20 protein-coding genes and 1 tRNA gene are annotated in these 21,717 nt (G+C 65.4%); 7 read left to right on the forward strand and 14 right to left on the reverse strand.

Annotated features, from left to right (window positions below):
• The first annotated feature begins 3 nt into the window (after positions 1 to 3).
• A complete protein-coding gene (locus B7R93_RS13870) occupies positions 4 to 537 on the forward strand; it encodes a rhodanese-like domain-containing protein (RefSeq protein ID WP_103021328.1) in 534 nt (177 codons plus the stop codon).
• 674 nt (positions 538 to 1,211) lie between these two features.
• Here B7R93_RS13870 and B7R93_RS13880 read toward each other — a convergent pair.
• From B7R93_RS13880 to thiO, 6 genes are all read right to left on the reverse strand, one after another.
• Positions 1,212 to 1,285 (reverse strand) — tRNA-Arg (locus B7R93_RS13880).
• A 116-nt stretch (positions 1,286 to 1,401) separates the two neighbouring features.
• Complete coding sequence (thiD, locus tag B7R93_RS13885) at positions 1,402 to 2,244, reverse strand: bifunctional hydroxymethylpyrimidine kinase/phosphomethylpyrimidine kinase (protein WP_103021330.1); 843 nt, start codon at positions 2,242 to 2,244, stop codon at positions 1,402 to 1,404.
• Between the two features lie 45 nt (positions 2,245 to 2,289).
• Entirely contained in the window at positions 2,290 to 2,922 is a 633-nt protein-coding gene (locus tag B7R93_RS13890; RefSeq protein ID WP_103021569.1) for a thiamine phosphate synthase, read from the reverse strand.
• A gap of 112 nt (positions 2,923 to 3,034) precedes the next feature.
• Positions 3,035 to 3,856: a thiazole synthase gene (gene thiG / locus B7R93_RS13895; protein WP_103021331.1), complete on the reverse strand. Its 822-nt coding sequence runs from the start codon at positions 3,854 to 3,856 to the stop codon at positions 3,035 to 3,037.
• 48 nt (positions 3,857 to 3,904) lie between these two features.
• The gene (gene thiS, locus B7R93_RS13900) at positions 3,905 to 4,147 is read right to left on the reverse strand and encodes a sulfur carrier protein ThiS (RefSeq protein WP_103021332.1); all 243 of its coding nucleotides are present in this window, start codon (positions 4,145 to 4,147) and stop codon (positions 3,905 to 3,907) included.
• Positions 4,144 to 5,283, reverse strand: coding sequence for a glycine oxidase ThiO (thiO, locus tag B7R93_RS13905; protein ID WP_103021333.1), 1,140 nt, complete (start codon positions 5,281 to 5,283; stop codon positions 4,144 to 4,146). The genes thiS and thiO overlap by 4 nt, the downstream gene beginning before the upstream one ends.
• A gap of 180 nt (positions 5,284 to 5,463) precedes the next feature.
• On the opposite strand from thiO, the gene B7R93_RS13910 reads away from it, so the two are divergent.
• Positions 5,464 to 6,549 (forward strand): NAD(P)/FAD-dependent oxidoreductase, encoded by a 1,086-nt coding sequence (locus B7R93_RS13910; RefSeq protein ID WP_232798468.1) that lies wholly within the window; start codon positions 5,464 to 5,466, stop codon positions 6,547 to 6,549.
• 65 nt (positions 6,550 to 6,614) lie between these two features.
• On the opposite strand, the gene B7R93_RS13915 is transcribed toward B7R93_RS13910, so the two are convergent.
• The 3 genes from B7R93_RS13915 to B7R93_RS13925 form a co-directional block, all read right to left on the reverse strand.
• Positions 6,615 to 8,630 carry a S8 family peptidase gene (locus tag B7R93_RS13915; RefSeq protein ID WP_103021335.1) on the reverse strand — a complete coding sequence of 672 codons (2,016 nt, stop codon included), beginning with the start codon at positions 8,628 to 8,630 and terminating at the stop codon, positions 6,615 to 6,617.
• Positions 8,631 to 8,642: 12 nt separating this feature from the next.
• Positions 8,643 to 8,861 carry a hypothetical protein gene (locus B7R93_RS13920; RefSeq protein ID WP_103021336.1) on the reverse strand — a complete coding sequence of 73 codons (219 nt, stop codon included), beginning with the start codon at positions 8,859 to 8,861 and terminating at the stop codon, positions 8,643 to 8,645.
• A 74-nt stretch (positions 8,862 to 8,935) separates the two neighbouring features.
• Positions 8,936 to 9,985, reverse strand: a complete 1,050-nt coding sequence (locus B7R93_RS13925) for a YncE family protein (RefSeq protein ID WP_157942311.1) — start codon at positions 9,983 to 9,985, stop codon at positions 8,936 to 8,938.
• Positions 9,986 to 10,417: 432 nt separating this feature from the next.
• Here B7R93_RS13925 and B7R93_RS13930 point away from each other — a divergent pair, with 432 nt between their 5' ends.
• The gene (locus tag B7R93_RS13930; RefSeq protein ID WP_103021338.1) at positions 10,418 to 11,797 is read left to right on the forward strand and encodes a pyridoxal phosphate-dependent decarboxylase family protein; all 1,380 of its coding nucleotides are present in this window, start codon (positions 10,418 to 10,420) and stop codon (positions 11,795 to 11,797) included.
• 64 nt (positions 11,798 to 11,861) lie between these two features.
• Here the strand turns inward: B7R93_RS13930 and B7R93_RS13935 are convergent, their stop codons facing one another.
• From B7R93_RS13935 to B7R93_RS13955, 5 genes are all read right to left on the reverse strand, one after another.
• Positions 11,862 to 12,404 (reverse strand): SPOR domain-containing protein, encoded by a 543-nt coding sequence (locus B7R93_RS13935; RefSeq protein WP_103021339.1) that lies wholly within the window; start codon positions 12,402 to 12,404, stop codon positions 11,862 to 11,864.
• Between the two features lie 48 nt (positions 12,405 to 12,452).
• Positions 12,453 to 13,343, reverse strand: a complete 891-nt coding sequence (locus tag B7R93_RS13940) for an aldehyde dehydrogenase family protein (RefSeq protein ID WP_103021340.1) — start codon at positions 13,341 to 13,343, stop codon at positions 12,453 to 12,455.
• Complete coding sequence (locus tag B7R93_RS13945) at positions 13,244 to 14,833, reverse strand: aldehyde dehydrogenase family protein (protein ID WP_103021341.1); 1,590 nt, start codon at positions 14,831 to 14,833, stop codon at positions 13,244 to 13,246. The genes B7R93_RS13940 and B7R93_RS13945 overlap by 100 nt, the downstream gene beginning before the upstream one ends.
• Positions 14,834 to 14,993: 160 nt before the next feature.
• Positions 14,994 to 15,905, reverse strand: a complete 912-nt coding sequence (gene deoC / locus B7R93_RS13950) for a deoxyribose-phosphate aldolase (RefSeq protein WP_103021342.1) — start codon at positions 15,903 to 15,905, stop codon at positions 14,994 to 14,996.
• 103 nt (positions 15,906 to 16,008) lie between these two features.
• Positions 16,009 to 17,403 (reverse strand): sigma-54-dependent transcriptional regulator, encoded by a 1,395-nt coding sequence (locus B7R93_RS13955; protein WP_103021343.1) that lies wholly within the window; start codon positions 17,401 to 17,403, stop codon positions 16,009 to 16,011.
• Positions 17,404 to 17,661: 258 nt separating this feature from the next.
• Here B7R93_RS13955 and B7R93_RS13960 point away from each other — a divergent pair, with 258 nt between their 5' ends.
• The 4 genes from B7R93_RS13960 (at position 17,662) to B7R93_RS13975 (ending at position 21,714) form a co-directional block, all read left to right on the forward strand.
• A complete protein-coding gene (locus B7R93_RS13960) occupies positions 17,662 to 18,642 on the forward strand; it encodes an ABC transporter substrate-binding protein (RefSeq protein WP_103021344.1) in 981 nt (326 codons plus the stop codon).
• Complete coding sequence (locus B7R93_RS13965) at positions 18,639 to 19,664, forward strand: FecCD family ABC transporter permease (RefSeq protein ID WP_103021345.1); 1,026 nt, start codon at positions 18,639 to 18,641, stop codon at positions 19,662 to 19,664. Before B7R93_RS13960 ends, B7R93_RS13965 begins: the two co-directional genes overlap by 4 nt.
• A gap of 131 nt (positions 19,665 to 19,795) precedes the next feature.
• A complete protein-coding gene (locus tag B7R93_RS13970; RefSeq protein WP_103021346.1) occupies positions 19,796 to 20,857 on the forward strand; it encodes a polyprenyl synthetase family protein in 1,062 nt (353 codons plus the stop codon).
• A 92-nt stretch (positions 20,858 to 20,949) separates the two neighbouring features.
• A complete protein-coding gene (locus tag B7R93_RS13975; RefSeq protein ID WP_103021347.1) occupies positions 20,950 to 21,714 on the forward strand; it encodes an MBL fold metallo-hydrolase in 765 nt (254 codons plus the stop codon).
• Positions 21,715 to 21,717 lie beyond the last annotated feature (3 nt).

Raw genomic sequence — 21,717 nt, forward strand, 5'->3', positions numbered from 1 at the left:
TTGATGCATAGGCTCCTTGCGTCTCTTCTGTGTTTGGTGGTCCTTCAGACCGGCTGTTCGGAGGAACTGACGTGGCGGGCCGTGGACCACCTAATCGCGAGCGACTACCCGGACACGCCCTCCCTCTCGACCGACTCACTCGCCGCGCGGCTGGCGGCCCGCTCCTCCTCGCGGCCCGTTCTGCTCGATGCCCGTTCGCCCGAGGAGTACGCGGTAAGCCACCTGCCCGGAGCGCGGCGTGTGGATCCGTCGGCGGACGCCTATCCCGCCCTGGACACCCTTGCGTTGGACGCGACAATCGTGGTGTACTGCTCGGTCGGCTACCGGTCGGCGGGCGTGGTACAGGCACTGCAGACGCAGGGCTTTTCCCGAGTCTACAACCTACAAGGCTCCATCTTCCGCTGGGCAAACGAGGGGCGGCCGGTTGTCCGGGACGGCGAACAGGTTTTCGCGGTGCACCCCTACGACGCGACCTGGGGGCAGTTGCTCACAGACTCCTTGCATGTGGACCAGGCCCCTGAGAACGGCACACTGTGAGCGCGTTGATTCCCTCGTTCCGCCAAGGACGACCTGAAAGGAACGAGTATTTCAGCGGTGCAAAATTGCAATACCAGAAGCAGACGCGACAGAGAGTAAGGGGTTTGTTCCGGCGCATTTGTTCGATGGACGCGGGCACGCCAGCAGCGCAATGTGGATGCCTCCACGTGGCCTCTTCACGGTCGGAATCCGAAGAAAGAGGCATGGGAACGACCATCCAACTCCCCCGGTCGCCGTGGTCGCGTGGAAGCTGCGTCTCAAGAGCAAGGGCTCCGGCAAGAAGGCCACCAAGTTCAGGATCGGGCCCCTCAACAACTGCCGCTGACGGAGCGCCCACCATGCGGCAGAGGAGACCGCGAGCACGAAGCCGACGGCCGGAAGGGACTCGCCCCGAAGGACGGCGGCACTGGTGCTGGGGAGGACGGCACCATGGCCGTGGCCGGCCACATCCTCGCCGTCAGCGAGAGAACGGGCCGGGCGCACGCGGCACGGAATTGAGGTGGTGAGCCTGGGGACCGTGCCGGAGTAAACCGGCCCCTTTTCGAATCTGACCCTGACAGTATGCCCGACAGGGAGACTTTGGGCGGCCCGAGTCGGTTCACAGAATCCGCCCCGCTATCCCACAAACATAGAAAATCCCGCTCCGGCGGAGACGCCAAAGCGGGATTGAACTGCCTGCCCGGGAGGATTCGAACCCCCGGCCTCAGCCACCGCAAGGCTGCGCTCTGTCCAACTGAGCTACGGGCAGGTGTTTTGCTCGCGCCACCGTTTCTGCGCAAGACACCATCTCACACGCTCTACGAAACGCAAAAGATCCCCTCGTCGACGTTCTTACGAAGTGTTCACGCTGTTGGGGCCCAGCCGCTACGTCGACGCGGCGGCCACGTCGGCTTCTGTAAGAGCTGCCTCGGGATCGAGGTGGAAAAAGTGATTCGTGGGTCCCCGTCCATCTCCGAGCGGCAGAGCGTGGCGGATGGCCCCGGTTACGTACCGCTTCGCCCGGTCAATGGCCGCACCCAGGTCGTGCCCCCTCGCCAGGTGGGCGGCGATGGCGGAGGCGTAGGTGCAGCCGGTGCCGTGGGTGTGCTCCGTATCGATCCGCGGGGCCTGGAAGCGCCGTGTCGTGTCGCCGTCCACGAACACGTCCACTGCGTCGTCGGTCCCGGACAGGTGTCCCCCTTTGATGAGGACGGCGTCCGGGCCGTGCTCAAGCAGCACCTCTCCGGCCGCCCGCAGGTCCTCGGGCGTGTCGATTTCGATATCGGTGAGGTGCTCGGCCTCGTGGACGTTCGGCGTGACGAGGGTCGCCAGGGGCAGCAGGTCGTTGACCAGCGTGTCGATGGCCTCGTCCTGCAGGAGCTTGAAGCCGGTTTTCGAAATCATGACCGGGTCGACGACGAACGGGCGCAGGTCATGGGCCGCCACCCGGTCGGCCACCGTCTCAATGATTTCGGGGGCCGAAAGCATCCCGGTCTTCGCCGCCCGGACATCCATGTCGGTGGCGACGGCATCGATCTGAGCGGCCACGAGCGACGGCGGCAGGTTGTGTGCCTGCGCAACTTCTTCGGTGTTCTGCGCCGTGACGGCTGCGAGCGCCGACGCGCCGAAGACGCCGTTGGCCTCCATGGCCTTGAGGTCGGCCTGGATGCCAGCACCACCTCCGGAGTCGCTTCCCGCAATGGTGAGGGCGACGGGTTTCGTGGGCATGAGCAGGACTGGTGTTGGTGAGTGCGATGCGGCGAAGGGACGGCTCTACGCGTGCTCGGCGAGTGCGCGCAGGTAGGCGCGGGCCGCGGCACGGGGCGTGTCCACGTCCATGATCCCCGAGAGCACGGCCACCCCACGAGCGCCTGCCCCCCGACACACCGAGACCCGTTCGGGAGTAATGCCGCCGAGGGCAAGCACGGGCACCGGCGACGCAACGCGACAGAAGGCGCGAAGCGTCCCCACGCCCGCCGGAGGCTGATCGGGTTTGCTCGTGGTTGGAAAGACCGGACTGAAGAAGTAATAATCAACCCCCTGCGTCCGGTCCCCTTTCGCCTCCGCATGCTCGTGGGCGGAGTAGCCGAGGAGGGCCTTCGCCCCTAGCCTCTCGCGGGCCTCCCTCCCCGACGGCCCCCGCCGTCCAACGTGTGCCCCGAGCCCAAGCGCCTCGGCAACGTCTACGCGGCTGTTGACCGTGACTGTGACGTCCGCGGCCGCGGAACGGAGCCGCGGGGCGAGCACGCGCGCCGCCGTCGCAAACGCTTTCGGCTTCGCCTCGTGGTCTCGAAGGTGCACCCAGCGCACCCCGGCCTGAACTGCCTTCACTGCCCGATCGGCCCGGGCGTCGCTCGTGAAGCCGTCCGCAATAAGTGCCAGGGGCGGGCGCGGCAGGGATGCCATGGGAGACATCGAGGGAGTTGGGAGCAGTGCGGGCAGTACGGTTCAAGGCCCGAGCACCGGGCCGCCCGGGCGGACGCGCCACTCGCCCCAGCGTGGGCAGCGCCTTCTCCCATCATGTCCCGATCCGTCCCTCCATCGAAGAAGACGCCTCCGCGTACAGGCGCTGTGGAATGCGACCGGCCCGATGGGCCGTTCGTCCCGCCTCAACCGCCTTGCGCATCGCGCGGCCCATATCAACCGGGTGCTGGGCCTGCGCGATCGCCGTGTTGAGCAGGATGCCATCGTACCCCAACTCCATCGCCGTCACCGCGTCGCTGGCGGTGCCAATGCCCGCGTCGACGATCAGGGGCGTGTCCTCGATCATCTCACGGATAATGCGCAGGTTGTACGGGTTGACGATGCCCATGCCGCTTCCGATGGGCGACCCGAGGGGCATGACGGCCGCGCACCCAAGGTCGGCCAGCTTGCGGCACGTGATGGGGTCGTCGTTGGCGTAAGCGAAGACCGTAAAGCCATCGTCGACGAGCGTCTGGGCGGCATCGAGCAGCTGCTCCACGTCTGGCATGAGCGTCTCATCGTCCCCGATCACCTCCAGCTTGACGAGGTCGGTGCCGAGGGCCTCTCGGGCAAGGCGGGCCGTCAGGACCGCTTCGCGGGCCGTGTAGCAGCCCGCCGTGTTCGGCAGCACCTCGTACCCCCCCTTGCGGATGAGATCAAGGTGGCTCTCCGGCGCCGGCTTCTCAATGTTGACCCGACGGATGGCGACCGTGACCAGCTCGGTCCCCGTCGCCTTCAGGGCATCAAGCATGACCTGCGGGTTCGGATAGCGGCTCGTCCCGACAATGATACGGGACGAGAAGGAATGGTCGCCGATCACGAAAGCGTCGTCCGTCTCCTTCGCGACCGTTCCGTTGGTGTGTGCAGCGTCATTCATAATCAGAATGCTCAACGCAAAAGGCCTCGGTCCCCCCGATCCCCGTTCTTACCCGCCCGGCTGCGCCTGAATGATCTCCACCGAGTCCCCTTCGGCCAGCCGCACGTCCTCCCAGTCCTGGCGACGGACCACACTGTCATTGAGGGCCACGGCCACCCCGGCCGTCTCGTCCTCGTTCTCAGGGTCGATTTCCAGGTCTCGGAGCAGCTCGGTCAACGGGTAGTCCTCAGGCACGGTGCGCCGGTCTCCGTTGACCGTGACAGGAATGGACAGGTCGGTCGACGAACTCATGCGGACGCGGTCGTGGATTGAGTGTTGGAAAACCGACAGGGAGAAAACGGTCGGAGCCAGTCCGAGGTTTCTCCGGTGCGGATCAGCCGCGCCATTTCCTCGGCCGTGATGGGAGTCAGCAGGATGCCGTGGCGGTAGTGGCCGGTCGCCATGAGGACCCCGGGGGCGGCCGACGGTCCCAGGAGGGGCGCGTGGTCGCGGCTCGCCGGCCGCAGTCCGGCCCACGTCTCGTCGACCGGCAGGTCGCGGATCCCCGGCACCACCTCCCAGCCGCCTTCCAGGAGGTCGTAAAGCCCCCCTGCCGTCACCGTGGTGTCAAACCCCATCTCTTCGCTCGTGGCCCCCATCACGATGCGTCCGTCGCTCTTCGGGGCGAGGTACGCCTCGGGCCCCCGGATTACGTGCTGTAGGTCGAAGGGGCGCTTGCTCTGCAGCTGCAGCGATTGTCCCTTCACCGGGCGCACCGGGGGCGTGGCATTGGGGGTGAGGCCATCCAGCTCGCGGGACCAGACCCCCGCCGCCACCACGACACGGTCGCCTTCAATGCACGCCCCGTCGGCCGTCCGGACTGCCGGGGCGTCCCCGTCCGGCACCACCGCCTCGACGGGCGTTTCTTCGTGCAGCGTGCCCCCCTCCGCCCCGAACGCCGTCTTCAGCGCCGCCACGAGGCGACGGTTGTCAACCTGATGGTCCGAGGGGGCGTACACGGCGGCGGCCAGGCCCGGGGCCACGAACGGCTCCACGCCCCGCGCCTCCTCCCCGGTGAGCCACTCCACGTCGAGGCCCTGGTCTCGCTGAAACTCGTAGAGCCGTTCCAGGGCCTCGGCGGCATCGCGGTCGTCGGCCACAATGAGGGTCCCTTCGTCGCGGTAGTCCACCGACTGTCCCGAGGCCGCTTCCACCCGCTCGGCAAAGTCCGGCCAGCGCCGCAGGCTCTCTCGGTTGAAGTCGTAGAGCTCTCGCTCCTCAAATTCAATCTCGGCGTCGGGGGCCAACATGCCCGCCGCCTGGTACGACGTGCCGCGCCCGGCCGCTTCCTTCTCAAAAATTGTCACGGGGGTGCCACGGCGGACAAGCTCAAAGCCGATGCTCAGCCCAATCGTCCCCCCTCCAACGATGAGAACATCCCGATCCATACCAACACTCACGATTCGTGTCACAGGCTGCGCGGCGCTTTCGGTTGCCCTTTCGTGGGAAAACGCCCAACCACTTGATGCTGCGGTCTCAAACAGATCATTTTCCAAAAGTGTCCCGAACGCCAGCGCGCAGGGCGCGTGTGGAAAGGGTACGTTGCATTTGCCCTTGTTGTCTTTCGTATGCGTTACGACGCCGACGTGATTGTCGTGGGGGCTGGGCTGGCCGGGGCCTGCGCGGCCTTCACCCTGAGCCGGAACCACAAGGTCCACGTGCTGGAGTCCGACGAGCCCGCGTCCGGGGCGTCCGGGGCCGCCGCGGGCCTCGTGAATCCATTCATGGGGCGCCGCGCCCGCCCCACCTGGCGCCTGCGCGAGGCCTTGGCCGCCGTGCCAACGCTTCTGGAACGGGCCGGCGCCGCCGAGCTGTTTCCCGACACCGGCGTCCTCCGCCCCGCCGTGGAGCCCGATCAGGTGGCCCCCTTCCAGGAAACCGCCGAGAACCATCCGGAGCTTGCGACTTGGCTGCCGCCGGCGGCCGTGCAGGCTCGGTACCCCACGGTGCGCCCCGACCGCGGCGCGCTGTTCATCCCTCGAGGCGGGGCCGTCAACGTGAAGGCGATGGTGCGGGCGCTCCTGGACGCTGCGGCGGCCCGAGGGGCCACAATCGAAACCCGGGCGCCCGTGCTCTACTGGCGCGAGACGCCCACCGCCGCGGTGGTGGAGGTGGATCGGGGCGACGACACGGACGAGCTCCGGGCCGACCGCGTGCTCCTTACCCTCGGGCAGGGCTTCCCGCCCTTTCCCGAACTGCGACGACTGGGGCTCGACGGGGTGAAGGGCCAGACCGTCCGGGTCCGCCGTCCCGCGGGATGTCCCAAGAACCTTCCGCCACTGTCGGGCCGCGGCTACGTGGTGCCGGATGGCAAAACCTTGGTTCTCGGCAGCAACTACGAGAACGACTACGACGACCTCACGCCGGACCCGGCCGCCACAGAATACATCCAGGAAAAGGCAAGCCGCATGATTAAAGGCCTCGACCAGGCCGAGGTGCTCGACGAGATGGCAGGCGTTCGCGTGAAGCACGCGGAGACGAACCTGCCGCTGCTCGGCCCCCTTCCCCGCCGCGATCGAATCTGGACCTTCACCGCCCTCGGCTCCAAAGGCCTCCTCACCGCCCCCCTTCTTGCCCTCGATCTCCCCACCTATCTCGCCGACCCGGCTCAAATCCCGGAGGCGGTTCGCATTTCGGGGACCGAGCCTTCCTGATTCCCCCTTGGAATCCCTCCGCTTGGGCCGTCCGCTACTGATAGACATCCGTGGAGGGCGCCCTTCTATCGCACCACCACGATCCGGCGCGTCGTCGTCACGTCCCCGACCGTCACGCGGGCAAAGTACACCCCGCTCGGCAGCCCCTCAACCCCAATCGCCATCGCGTGCCGACCGGCCGGGCGCGTCGCGGCGTGCCGCCGTACTTGCTGGCCGACGGTGTTGTAAAGGGCCACCTCAACGCTTGCCCGCTCCGGAAGCGCCACCGACAGCCGGGCCTGCGAGCGGACCGGGTTGGGGGCCACCGTGCCGACCTCAACGGTATCCGGAAGTGCCTCGGCCCCGAGGGCCGACGTCTTGCTCTCGGAGGAGAGGCAAATCTGATTCCCAGTGACAGCATTGCAGCCGCCCCCACCGCCGTCGTCGTTCGGGTAGATGGTTACTGAACGTTCAGCCACACCGGTTGCGTTGGTTACTTCATCAAAGGCAACGACGCGAATGCCTCCATTGTCGGTCGTCTCGTCGTCTGTATCCCGAAACGAGGTCGTGCAGGTGAGGCTGGTCCCGCAGGTTCCCAGCCACGAGTCGCCGCTTTTGCGCTGTTTCTTCCAGCTGATCGCGTAGGAGCCGGAGCCCCCAGAAACGGAGGCCTCCCACGTGGCCGTTTCGCCTTCTTTTACTTTGATCGGACCACTGATGATCTGCGCATTCGGGGGTGGGAGGGCGTCTTCGACTGACTGTCGCGCATTGAGGCGGCCTGCGCCATCCCAATTCGTATTTCCGTAGTCGTCCGCATTGGTCTCGATATCACTCCGAACGTCCGACTCAGTGAGAGACGAGTTCGCCGAGAGCATCAGCGCCGCTGTCCCCGACGCCTGTGGCGCCGCTGCCGACGTGCCGCCGAAGCAGCCGTAGTAGTTTTCTGGCTCGTCAGCGTCATCAGTCTCATCACAGGCGGTCGCGTCAGGCTCGTACCCACTGCCTCCCACGCGATCCGAGGTGCGCACGTCTCCATTTCCTCCTACGTCGCCGCTGGGAGCAACGATGGCCACCTCGTCATCGCGCGGGCTGTAGTACCATACATTGTCATCCTTGTCAACAGCGCCCACCACCAGCAGGCCCGGTATTGTCGCGGGAAAGGTGACATCGTTTCCAGTGTTGCCAGCAGACTTGACAACCACACTGCCTTTCCCGTTGCGTCCATCTTGGCGGGCGCGAGTGAGGGCGGCCTCAACTTCATCGTTCGGTGGACCGCCCCAACTGTTGCTCAAGACATCAGCGCCGTTTTGCCACGCGTAATCGATGGCATTTGAAGTTGGTTCGCCGTAGGGACCATCGAAGATATTGATCGGCATGATCTTGACGTTTGGGGCCACGCCGCGCACACCTTTTGTATTGTGATTAGCTGCGATGATCCCCGCGACAGCTTGGCCGTGCTGGCTTGCAGAACTGGGTGAGCCGTCACCGCCTCCTGCCGTGCGACCGTTGATGACCTGTCCACTGCGAAAGTCCTCGTGTTGCTCCACGCCGTCGTCCACTACGGCGACGGTGATAGAGGAACTTCCTTTCGAGAGTGCCCATGCTTCCGGCGCGTCGATGTCCACGTCGGCGGTGCCAAGGTTACTGCTAGTGTTGTTCAGATAGTATTGCTTGGGATATAGCGGGTCGTTGGCGCTGGAACGGGGCTGAATCCTGCCCTCCCTCTGGAGATTGACGTGAAAAGTGGGCACCGACCAGACGGTTAGCTCGCTCTCGTAGTAGCGATTCGCCGCTTCGAGGGCGTTCAGGGCCGACGCTTCGGTCACGCGCAACGGGTACTCGTTGTACTCACGCGCCTGCCGCCGGTCAATTTCGTTGTCCAAAGGGGCGACTTCGACGCCGTACTTCTCGTTGAGCGAGTCGATCTCGGCCCGGGAGACGTCTGGCTTGAATTTGACACTGAACTCGTCGGTCATGACAAAGTGCGTCGTGTCGCTGTTTTGCGTGCGGAAGAACGCCGGTATGGTGCGTCGAACAGGCACCTGCTGGGTAAGCTGGTTGATGATGGTCAGGCTGAGTGCCTGCCGGTCTTCCGCTTCCAACCAGTAGAATCCTCAGTCGGCGTTCAAGACTTTGCGCAGCCGGACGTCAGGCCGACGAGACAATGCGCTGGTGAGCGCCGCTTGGGCGGTTTCGGGGATCTGGATGACCTTCCACTTCTCGGCCTGCTCGATGGGTATCTGGCGCTCGTCCGAGTAGTAGTGGTGGCCCTGCCCAAAGGCAGTTGGGGCCAGCAGGAATAGTACGGTAAGGAGCGTAGCAAACTGTTTCATGACGTTAACCCGCTGTAAGTTTGTTCGTGAGAAAGCGACTGTGAAGCTCGAAGGCAGCGCTTCGAGTCTGGAGTCTACGGATCGGGAACGGTTGCAGTACCGAGATGCAAAATGTAGCTCTTTACGTACCCCTCCTTATCGCGCTCCGGAGTGTAGGTGGCGAGCACCTCCGCCGTCTCTGTATCCACTTTGATCAGCGCCGGCCTCGCTTGCCCATCGTCGTCAAGTCTGATTCGGGCCGGTCTCGGGTTTCTAATTACGAATGCCCCCCCATTGGGGAGCATCGTGATCTTGTCGGCGATCAGCGCTTCGTAGCCCAGCTCAAGGGCTTCTCCCCCATCGATGAATACAGTCAGTTCGCGCCGCTGTGTATCGAAGCGGAGCACCTGATTGGTCGGAACATGTTCGAGCATTCCGCCCGCCGGGCAGTCGATGAAGACGTAGCGCCCGTTCGGCGTGACGGCCAGCTCCGCGTAGCTTCCTACCTGACTCGTAAAGAGCACTTCGCCGCTTTGCACGTCCATCATGTAGAAGCGACCCGGCGGGCCCAGCGACGACCACGTCGTCGCAAACAGGTAGCGCTTGTCCGGGGAAAGGGTCAGATCGGAAAGACCTAACTTATCGGGCAGGGAAATCGTGCGTGTAACCTTTGCCTCGTTCGGGTCGTAGACGCGGATCTGAGGCCCGCTCTCGGTGCTCACGCCGAAGTAGATCTCTCCGCGTTCGGGATCCACCGCCGCTCCCTCCAGAGGACCGACGGATAGTTCATGCTCTAACTCCAGCGTCGCGGCGTCAAAGAACTGTGCGCTGCCGTCAAGATCAAAGACGACTAAATGATCGTTTACCGGTTCGTAGAGCAACGGGGCACGTCCCTTGAACGAGCCGGCCACTGAGGCACGCTTCATGATGCGTCCGCTGGTAGGATTAAAGGCCGCCAGCACTTTGCGTGCGCTCCCTTCAAACCTATTTCCGGTGCCCCAAGCGGTGTACCAGCGCTCACGATCCAGGGAAGAGGCCACCCCGATGGGCGTGCGATCCGGCACCTCAGTAATCGGCGCAGGTTCGAGCGTCTCGGGGTCGAAGCGCCAGAGGCCATCCGCGTCGCCACCTACCGAGGCGACCACAGCGGGTCCCGCCGGTAGCGGCTGGCCCGTGTCGCCATCAGAACCAAAGAGGTCGCACCCGGCCAAGAGACTCAACCCAAAAAAGCACACAATGCCATAGACTCCCCCCCGCAACAAGAGCCGTCTCCAGAAGCGAAAGGATTCGGGTTGACGAGCACTCATCGGGCAATGCGTCTTACGCAATAGGAAAAGACGACCGGGAGCGACGCACTCAGAAGCCGATCCGACCGGCTCGGAGCACTTGGCGTCAGCAACGTGTAGTATTTATGTAAGGTACACAATTATAATAACAGAGGGGGGGTAGGGATGTCAAGCCACGATCAATCGCCTCTGCGAGGCCGCCCCGATTCCCTCCCTTTTGCCACTGCATCTTCGGCGGTCGAGTCCTACGTTGTATCGTCCGCGGTTCTCCTCACAGTTGCCTGTCCCCCCATGCCCGATGCCCTCCTCCACCGCGCCCTCCAGCACGTTGAGGACTGGGAGCAATCCTGGGGCGACTTCGAGCGCCATCCCTCGCTCGGCGTCAGCCCGGATCGCCTCGACAGTGTCTTCGACGAGTACCTGGAGCGGCTGGAGGGCAACTACCCGTTCCACCACCCGCGCTACGCCGGGCAGATGCTGAAGCCGCCCCACCCCGTCGCCTGTGCGGCGTACGCGGCGGCCCAGCGCATCAACCCCAACAACCACGCGCTCGACGGCGGCCCGCCCACCAGCCAGATGGAGACGGAGGTCGTGGCCGACCTGGCCGCCATGCTCGGCCTCCCCGACACCGCCCTCGGCCACCTCACCGGCGGGGGCACGGTGGCTAACCTGGAGGCGCTCTGGGTGGCCCGCGAGCTGCGTCCGGATCAGGCGGTCGCGGTGGCCGAGAATGCCCATTACACCCACGGCCGCATGAGCGACGTGCTCGACACAGAGGTGGTCCCCGTCTCGGCCGATGCGCGGGGGCGGATGGACCTGGACAGTCTCGAACGAGCCCTGGAGCAGAATGGCATCGGAACGGTCGTGCTCACCGCCGGAACCACGGGCCTCGGGGTCGTGGATCCGATCGACGAAGCAATCCCACTCTGCGAGGCGCACGGCACCCGCGTTCACGTCGACGCCGCGTACGGGGGCTTTTTTCGGCTCTTGACGGAGGACGCGGCGCCCGAGATTGAGGGCTTTCCAGCCGAGCGATTCCGCGCGATTGAAGACGCCGACTCGGTGGCCATCGACCCGCACAAGCATGGCCTCCAGCCCTACGGCTGCGGGTGCATCCTCTTCCGCGACCCGGCGGTCGGGCGCTTCTACCAGCACGACTCGCCGTATACCTACTTCACGTCCGACGACCTACACCTGGGCGAAATCAGTCTGGAGTGCTCGCGACCCGGGGCGGCGGCCGGGGCCCTCTGGTGCACATTGAAGGCCCTCCCCCTGGCTCCGGACGACGGCCTCGGCCCTATCCTAACGGCATGCGTGCAGGCGGCCCGGACCTGGACCGAGGCGGTGGAGGCCACCGACGCCCTCCGCGTCGTAGCGCCCCCAGAGACCGACATCGTCTCGTATGTGCCGGCCACGACAGAATCGTCCCTCTCCGCCGTCCACGAGGCCAGCCAGGCTCTCTTCGACACGGCCATGAACGACCCGGACGATTCCATCTTTACCAGCGTCTACCAGCTCTCCGCCGACGCGCTGACGTCCCTCCACCCGTCCCTCACGGCCGATCGGGACGAGGCCGCCGTCCTGCGCAGCGTGCTCATGAAGCCGGGGCACGAGACGTACGCAGAATCCCTGGTGGAGCGGCTGTCGACCCTTGCCATGGAATCCGTCTAGCTAATTTGCCTCCGAACGGGTGAGGGAATTTCGTGTCGCGTGTTTCGTAGCTGCCTCTGCCCCTCTATTTCACGACCGTGACTGTGCCGCGTGAGATGAAAGCGTTCGGGTACTCCTTCTGCACGAGTGCAAGCGCGTCTTCGGCGGCGTCCCGCTCGGCAAAGGCCCCCACCCGCACCCGATAGTAGGGCTGCGAGTACTGAACCACGATGGGCGGATCACTTCCCAGCACGGAGGCCGAGTCCTGGCCCTTCTGGTTCTCCCACCACTGCCGCACCTGCTCCCGGAAGTCTTGCGCCGCCTGCTTGTCCCGCGCCGAAAACACCTGCACTCGAAAGCCCTCAACGGTCTGCTGCACGCCCTCGTCCGCCCGCCCCTGCAACAGCCGATCAGGCACCTGATGAGTCACCTCCACGGTGCGCTTCGGGGGGCGCGCGTCGTAGGCCGACGGATCGAACGTCTCGTACTCGGCCACTGGGGCTGCCTCCTCTGCGGAGCCCGGCCCAGGCTCCGCGGGGCCGCCCTGGCCAGAGGTCTGCGACGTGCCGGTGCAGGCACACAGTGCGACCGCCAGCGCGGCGATTGAAAGAGGCGAATGGACACGCATGGAAGGGGGAGAATTGGCAAAAGAATGTCTGTCAGGGCGTCGGGTCCCCTAGCGACCGACCGGGTGCCACGTGGTCTTGACCTCCACGAACGGCACGATCCAGTAGGGCGACTGACTCTCATCGGCCCGCCACTCAGTGGGCGACCGATCCGACCGAAACTCCATCCGCGTGACGCTCTCCGCGCCCTCCCGCTCCAGAATGGTCCGCTCTTCGGTCGACGCCCCCACGCTCAGGATTGCGTCCACGTCGCGGTGCCCGCCCACATGTCCCCGAAGCTCTTCCCGGGAGCCCGTAAGGATGTTGACGACGCCGCCGGGAAGGTCGCTCGTGTCGAGCACTTCCGCGAGGTCGAGGGCCAGCGTCGGGGCGTCGTTCTCCACGAGGAGGATGACCGTGTTGCCGGGCACAATGATCGGGGCCATGCAGGAGACGAGCCCGAGGAGCGGCGCACTCTGGGGGCAAAAGGCAGCGACGACGCCCGACGGCTCCGGGACCGAGAAGTCGAAGTGCGAGCTCGCCACCGGATTGATGCTCCCGAACACCTGCGCGAATTTGTCGGTCCAGCCCGCGTAGTAGACGAGCCGATCGATCGCTGCGTCCACCTCCGCCACGGCCGCCCCGGAATCGTAGCCGGCCGTCTCGACCAGGGTGTCGACGAACGCCTGCCGGCGAGATTCCAGCATCTCGCCCATACGGTACAGGATCTGCCCCCGGTTGAAGGCACTCCGCCCCGCCCAGCCATCGTGGGCGTCGCGGGCCGCCACTACTGCATTCCGAAAGTCTTTGCGCGACGCGCGACAGATGTTGGCCACGAATTCGTCTTGATGGTCGGTGGCGGTTATGTATCGTCCGCTTTCGGTTCGGGGGAAGCCCCCGCCGATGTAGAGCTTGCGGGTTTTGTAGACGGGGAGCCGTTCGTGGGCGTCTGTGGCTGCCATGACTGCGATGGAAGTTCAAGGTACGGAAGAAGACCGTGGACGCCCCCCTCGCGGCCGAAGCCGCTTTCCTTGTAGCCGCCGAAGGGGCTGGCGGGATCGAACTTGTTGTAGGTGTTGCCCCAGACCACGCCGCTTTTCAGCGCCTGTGAGATGGAGAAGAGTTTCGAGCCCTTGTCGCTCCAAATGCCGGAGGCAAGGCCGTACTCGGTGTTGTTGGCCCGCTCAACCGCCTCTTCGGGGGTACGGAACGTGCTGACCGACAGGACGGGGCCAAAAATCTCCTCCTGCGCAATCCGGTGCGACTGGGTCACGTTGGTGAAGAACGTAGGCGGAAACCAAAAGCCATTCTCCGGCAGGTCGCACTCGGGCTGAAACTTGTCTGCTCCCTCCTGCTCGCCGATGTCTACAAGGCGCCGGATCTTCTCCAGCTGCTGTTGCGAGTTGATGGCCCCGATGTCCGTGTTCTTGTCCAACGGATGGCCCACCCGGAGCGTCGCGATGCGATCGCGTAGCTTTTGGGTCACCTCCTCGGCGACGCTCTCCTGTACCAGCAGCCGCGACCCGGCGCAGCACACGTGCCCCTGGTTGAAGTAGATGCCATCGACGATGCCCTCGACGGCCTGATCGATCGGCGCGTCCTCGAAGACGATGTTCGCCCCCTTCCCGCCCAGCTCCAGCGTGAGGCGCTTCTGCGAGCCGGCCAGCTGCTTCTGGATGTGCTTGCCGACCTCGGTGGAGCCGGTAAACGCGATCTTGTCGACCTCAGGGTGCTCAACGAGGGCGGAGCCCACCCCGCCGGCGCCCTGCACGATGTTGACCACGCCGGGCGGGAGGCCCGCCTCTTGGATGACCTCCGCGAGCTTGAGGGCCGTGAGGGGGGTGGTCTCGGCGGGCTTCAGCACGACCGTGTTGCCGGTGGCAAGGGCCGGGGCCAGCTTCCACGCCGCCATCAGGAGCGGGAAGTTCCAGGGGATGATCTGGCCACAGACGCCCAGCGAGCGGGGTCGACCTGGGCCCGGAAGGGCGTATTCCAGCTTGTCGGCCCACCCGGCGTAGTGGAAGAAGTGGGCCGCCACGAGCGGGATGTCCATGTCGCGCGACTCACGGATCGGCTTGCCCCCGTCCATCGACTCCAGCACCGCAAACTCACGCGACTTCTCTTTGATCATTCGCCCGATGCGGTAGAGGTACTTCGCCCGCTCTTTGCCGGGCAGGTCGCGCCAGTGCGACTCGTAGGCGGTGCGGGCCGCCAACACCGCGTCGTCGACGGTCTGCTCATCGGCAAGGCCGACCTCGGCAATCGTCTCCTCCGTGGCCGGATTGATCGACGGAAAATACTCGTCTGTGTCCCGGAACGCCCCGTCGACGAACGCACCGTAGCGGTCCTCCAGGCGCACGTGGTCGGCGGACTGCGGCGCGGGGGCGTACTCCCACTCGTCACCGAAGAGCAGCTCGCGGGCGGTGTCGGGGGCAGCCTCTAGTTCACTCATACGCTTCAAGCGAATGATGCAGAATCAGTTACGTCAAACGTGCTCAGCAAAGGCAGCGCGAAGTATTTCGTGCTGCGTACGTCGTGTTGTTCGTCCACCTGCGCAATGCGCAACACAAAACGACATTCAGAGCACCGGGCTCAGGCGTTCTTCGGAAAGATCAGCCCAGGGAAAGATATCGTTTCGAATAGTACCGCCCATACTGTTCCTTCTCCAGTTGCAGAAGCAGATCGTTGAGCAGGGACGACGCCCCAATGCGAAACCGCTCGGGGGTCAGCCATGCGTCGCCGAGCACCTCTTTGACCATGACGAGGTACCGGAGGGCCGGCTTCGCCTTCCGGATGCCCCCCGCCGGCTTCATGCCGACCTCGCGGCCCGTCTCCCGGTAGTAGTCGCGGATGGCCTCCAGCATCACGAGCGTCACCGGCATGGTGGCCGCGGGCTTGACCTTGCCGGTGGAGGTCTTAATGAAGTCGGCCCCGGCGTCCATCGCGATGCGACTCGCAAGGCGGACCGCGTCGTAGGTTTCCAGCTCGCCGGTCTCCAGAATCACCTTCAGGTGCTTCTCCCCCGACGCCTCCACCAGCGCACTGATCTCGCGGTGGACCCGCGCGTACTCACCGGACAGAAAGGCGTTGCGGCTGAGCACCACGTCGATCTCATCGGCCCCGGCGTCCCGGACCCGCTCCACCTCGTCCACCCGCTCGTCGAGTGCGGCCTGTCCGCTCGGAAAGTAGCTGGCCACCGAGGCAACCCGAATGTCCGTGCCTTCCACATGCTCGCGGGCCACCGGCACCATCGGCGGGTACACACAGACCGCCCCGACGGAGGGGTGGTCCTGACTGCTGCCAGGATCGGGCGTGCGGGCCTTCTGGCAAAGCGATTTCACCTTGCCCGGCGTATCGGCCCCCTCTAGCGTCGTCAGGTCCAGCATCGCGATGAGCCGCGTCAGCCCCTCCACCTTGGCCTCCTTCTTGATGCTGCGGCTGGCGAGGCGGGCAGCACGCTCTTGAGCGGCCACCTCGTCGACGGTGGGCACCTGTGGGGGGCGATACGCAGCAGGCCGTGGCATAGGGGAGGCAGAATTGTGCCAAAGGGGTGTTCGAGAGGATGCTCCGGTCAGATCTCAAAACGGGTTGGACCCCGGACCGATCCCCACGCAGTTTGAGAGGCCGCTACCGGTCCACGACCTCGTCGAGGTTATAGCGCTTGCGCTTGTCCCAAAGCGTCTTCTTGGAGATGCCGAGATCGTCCGCAATGTCGGCGTAGCTGTCGTCCAACCGGGTTTCGAGGGTGCGACGGATGTAGGCCCTCTCTACGTCCTTGAGGGTCTGGCCGAGAGCAAACTGAAACCCGTTGTTGCCCACGGGCTGTTCCCGGTCGTCGAGGCGACTGGGCGGGGCGAGGGTCAGGTCCTCCGCCTCGATCCGGTCGCCATCCACAAAAATCATGGCCCGCTCAATGACGTTCCGGAGCTCGCGGACGTTGCCGGGCCAGGTGTGATTCAGCAGCTTTTCCCGTGCCGGATTTGCAACGCCGTTCACGTCGCGCCCGAACTCTCGGTTAAATTCGGAGATGATGTGCTTGCCGATCAGCAGTACGTCGTCCCCCATCGAGCGCAGCTGTGGCATCTTGACGTTTACGACGTTGATGCGGAAGAACAAGTCTTTCCGGAATTTGTCCTCCTGGACGCTCTTTTCAAGGTCGGAGTTGGTGGCGCAGAGGATCCGCACGTCGGCGCTTTTGTCCTCCACCCCCCCAAGGCGCCGGAACTCGCGGCTTTCCAGGAACGAGAGCAGCTTCGCCTGCAGGGCGAGGCTCATCGAGTCAATTTCGTCGAGGAACAGGGTGCCCCCGTCGGCCACCTCAATCAGGCCCTCCTTCGAGTCGCGCGCGTCGGTGAAGGCCCCCTCCTCGTAGCCAAACAGTTCGGCCTCGAGCAGATTATCGGGGAGGGAGGCGCAGTCGATGTCCGTAAACGCCGCCTCGGCCCGCGGGGAGTTGTAGTGGAGGGTCTTGGCCGCCAGGTTCTTTCCGGTGCCCGTCTCACCGGTAAAAAGCACCGTCGTGTTTGACGCATTGCGGAGCGTTTCGAGAGTCTCCCGCACCTCCATGATCGGCTCGCTCTCGCCCAGTATGCCCTCGATGGGATACTGCTTCTGCTTCTCGGTTTTGATCTGCTTGAGCTCCTGCTGCGCCCCGTACAGCTCAATGGCCTTCTCCAGCAGGGCCCGCATCTCTTCCAAGTTGACGGGCTTCTCGAGGTAGTGAAACGCCCCCTGCCGCATGGCCTCTACGGCCGTCTGCACCGACGAGTGGGCCGTCATGATGATGATGGGCACGTCGAGCTCCCGCTCGCCCAGGTTTTCCATCAGCTCCACCCCGTCCATCTCGGGCATGATCATGTCCGTCACGACCACGTCGGGCTCCTCACTGCCCTCGTCGAGGGCCTCCAGAAGCGAGTTCGGATTCACGAAGGCATCGACGTCGTAGCCATCTCGCTCCAGTACGTTGCTGAACAAGTTGCCAATTTTCGGCTCGTCGTCGACAACGAAAATCCGCTTGCTCATAAAAATCCTGGGGGCTCTGCACCAATGATGGACCGGGCCGGGCGTGCCGTTTTCACCCGCGACGGCTGACTTTGCTTTGAAGAAGAGATAACTAATGTAAAGAGTGTCCTCCTCCCTGTCCAGCGCACCGGGAGATTCTTTGATTTTGCGTCGACTGCCCCGTCGGTGCGGGGCGCCGTGGCCCATCCTCCGCCAACACCTTCCCCACCCCGCAGTACAAGCGAGGCCGGAATCAACTTTTCCACTTTGCTTCCCTCCATGACCCATCGCTCCATTGGGCTTTTGCTTCTGGTCGTCGTGCTGACGGGCGGGTGCGGAGACGCCGCTCCCGATGAGGCCTCTCGGACCGTCGTCGACGACCTCGATCGGACTGTTGCCCTCGCCCCATCCGTCCGACGGACAGTCTCCCTCGCGCCCAACCTTACCGAGATCGCCTACGCCGCCGGCGCCGGAGACCGGCTGGTAGCCATCACGTCGTCGGGCAATTATCCGCCGCCGGTCGACACCCTTCCCCACGTGAGCGCCCTGCCCATTGACTTCGAGGCCGTGGCGGCACAGGAGCCGGACCTCGTGCTGGCCACCGATCAGATCAACGCGCCCGGCGACACGGACACGTTCGAAGCCCTCGACGTGCCGATCTACTTCTTCTCCTTCGGGTCGGTGAACGACATCCTGTCCGGCATCGAGACCATGGGGCAGCTCTTGGGGACCGAGGCCGCCGCCGCGGACAGTGCCGAAGCGCTGCGATCCTCCCTCGATGCCCTTCGTGCCCGTACTGACTCGATTCCGGACGCGAAGCGGCCCCGCGTGCTCGTGCTGGTCGGAGACGATACGCTCTACAGCTTCGGTCGCGGAAGCTACGTGCATACACTGGTAGAGGCGGCCGGCGGGACAAGCATTACCGCCGACATCGAGAATCAGGCCCCGACGCTCAGTGACGAGTACGTTCTTCAGGAGAAACCGGACGTGATTCTTGGGCTGTGGGGCCCCGACTACGACCCGAATCGTCTGCTCGACCTCCATCCGACGTGGGACGTGGTGCCGGCCCTCCAGAACGACCGTGTCTTCAGCGTCCCTACGTCGCTCATCGCCCGTCCTGGCCCGCGCGTCCTGCGAGGCACCCGCCTGCTGGCCCGATCCCTGCACCCCGACCGCTTTTCGGGCACGCCGGACTCTATTGGGCACGCGCCCTCTTCTTCCGCCCCTTCTCCTTCGACGTCGCCCTCCACGGCTCCATGAAGCGCCCCTGGCTCGTCGGTGCGGGACTGACGTCGGTCCTGGTCCTCACGATCGGGGCGGCCGTGGCGGTGGGCAGCACGGCCACGGCCTGGGCCGACGTGTACCAGGTTCTTGCCCATCGGCTCTTCGGGCTCGGCCCTGCGCCGGACCCCATCGTCGATCGCATTGTGTGGCGTCTGCGCCTCCCGCGGGCCGTCCTGGCCTGCGTCATGGGCGGCGGGCTCTCCATCATCGGCGTGGCAATGCAGACCCTCGTCCGCAACCCGCTCGCGGAGCCTTACATCCTGGGCATCTCCAGCGGGGCCTCGGCCGGGGCGTCGCTCTTCTACCTCGGCTTCTTGCCGCCCCTGCTCAGCAAAACCTTGACCATGCCCCTCGCGGCCTTTGCGGGGGGACTGGCCTCCATCACGATCGTCTACCTCGTGGCCCGCGACGGGGTCCGCGTGTCGGTGGCCCGGCTGTTGCTGGCCGGGGTCGCGATGTCCGCCCTCATGGCCTCGATCACCTCGTTCGTCACCTTTTCTTCCCCGGAGCCCGACAAGCTGCGAGCGGTCCTCTTTTGGCTGCTCGGCTCGCTGAGTGGGGCGCGGTGGGGACTGCTTCCCATCCCGGCCGTCACAACCGCCCTTGGCCTCGGGGCCATGCTGGTTCTCGCCCGCCCCCTCGATGCCCTGCTCGTGGGAGAAGAGCCCGCTCAGGGCCTCGGAATGCCGGTCGAGACCCTCAAGCGCGGGCTCATCGTATTGGCGACGCTGGTCACGGGGACGCTCGTGGCCGTCTCCGGCGCCATTGGGTTCGTCGGGCTCATCGTGCCGCACGCAGTGCGCCTGCTCGTGGGGGTGCCCCACCGGCGCCTCGTGCCGCTTAGCTTCGTGGGGGGAGCCATCTTCCTCTGCTGGGCCGACCTCGCCGCCCGCACCGCCCTCCCGGGTCAGGAGCTGCCCGTGGGCATCCTCACCGCCCTCTGCGGCGTGCCCTTCTTTCTGGCCTTGCTCCGCCAACGCGCCTACCAGTTTGGGTGACCGAGGCACGGAGGGACCACGGAAGAGAGTGGGCCTTCTTCCCCTCTCACGCTCGCCGTCGCCTCCGGCAAACCTTTCCCCGGGCCGAGACGTATCGGGAGTAGATGTTTCAATCCAAACTGAAACCCCAAATGCCCGACGCCTCCTCCGCCGCCACGAACGGGCGCGCCGACGCCCCCCCCACCGACGGAGAACCACCGCCCCTGGACCGGCCCGTCCCCACCACCCTCGACGACATCCGCGTGCCGGTGGAAGACGACCTCGACGCCTTCCGCTCCTACTTTCGGGAGGCAATGCGCTCGGACCACATGCTGCTGGACAAGGTCACGCAGTACGTCCTGTGGCAGAAGGGGAAGCGCATTCGGCCGATCCTGGTGCTGCTGTCCGCTCAGGCGTGCGGGGGCGCCGCAACGGACCAGACCCACCGGGCCGCCGCCCTCGTCGAACTTCTGCACACCGCCACCCTCGTGCACGACGACGTGGTGGACGACGCAGAGGAGCGACGCGGGGTGTTTTCGATCAACGCCCTCTGGAAAAACAAAATCGCGGTCCTGCTCGGCGACTTTCTGCTGAGCCGGGGGCTGCTTCTCTCCCTGGACCACGATGACTACTCGGTGCTCCACACCCTCTCCGACGCCGTGCGGCGAATGAGCGAGGGGGAGCTGCTCCAGATCGAGAAGTCCCGCCTGCTCGACATCGACGAGGAGACGTACTTCCGCATCATCTCGGACAAGACCGCCTCCCTCATCTCCGCCTGCACCAAGAGCGGGGCCGTCAGCGTGACCGACGACGAATCGCTGATCGAGCGCATGGACCAGTTTGGCGAAACCCTGGGGCTCGCCTTCCAGATCCGGGACGACCTCTTCGACTTCAGCGTGGAGGACGCCGGAAAGCCCATCGGCATCGACCTGCAGGAGAAGAAGATGACGCTGCCGCTGATCGTGTCGCTGCGCGAGGCGGGCAAACGCGAGCAGAAGCGCATCCTCGACATCGTCGACCAGGACGAGAAGGACCGCGACGACCTCCGTACCATTGCGGACTTTGTGGATGACTACGGGGGGATCGAGCATGCGCGCCGCAAAATGGAGTCGCTGGCGGCGGATGCCCGCTCGCTACTGAGCGCCCTCCCCCCATCCGAGGCCCGTGCCTCCCTCGCCGGACTCACGGAATTTGCCATCCAGCGCTCACGCTGAGGCCGCGACGGAGTTCGGCATTCGGAGGATGAGTTTCGGTTGACGCCCTCGGCTCCTCGCACATCGCCGTTCACAATCCGAAACGACCCGCCATGCCCGCCCTTCATCTCCTCGGCACCGGCGCCGCCCTTAGCGACCCGCACCGCACCACCACCATGCTCGCGGTGACGGACGACGCCTCGCCCCCCAATACGCTCGTCGTGGACTGCGGCGGGAACGTGCTCCAGCGCCTGCAGGCCTGCGGCCGGTCCATTGACGACGTCGACGGCCTCCTGGTGACCCACGCCCACATGGACCACACGAGCGGCTTTCCGCTCTTCATGGAAAAGATCTGGCTCGACGGACGCGACCGGCCGATTCCCGTCTGTGGAATCGAGCCCGCCCTGGCCCAGGCCCGGCGCGTCTGGGACGCCTTCGCGCCGGTGCACGAGGGCTGGGACGGCATTCCCCCCATCGACTGGCGCGAGGTGCCCCACGAGCGGGGGACCCGCATCTGGACCCAGGCCCCGTGGACCGTCACTGCAGCCCCAGTGAATCACGGCGATACGGCGAACGTGGGGCTCCGCATCGAGCACGCCGACGGCGACGGGGGGCTGGCGTACTCCTGCGACACGGCTCCCGCCTCCAGCGTCGTGGACTTGGCGCAGGGCGCCGACGTGCTGGTCCACGAGGCCAATGGCGTCGGGGGCGGGCACTCGACGGCCGCGGGCGCGGCGAAGGTGGCCGCCGAGGCCGACGTGGATTACTTGCTCCTCGTGCATCTTCCGCCGGGCGACAAGCGGGACCGCCTGCGCGAGGCCCGCCAGGTCTTTCCCCACACGGACCTCGGCGAGGAACTCGGGACGTACGCGTGGTAGCGC

Source organism: Salinibacter altiplanensis (genome assembly GCF_002894645.1).
Lineage (GTDB): Bacteria > Bacteroidota > Rhodothermia > Rhodothermales > Salinibacteraceae > Salinibacter > Salinibacter altiplanensis.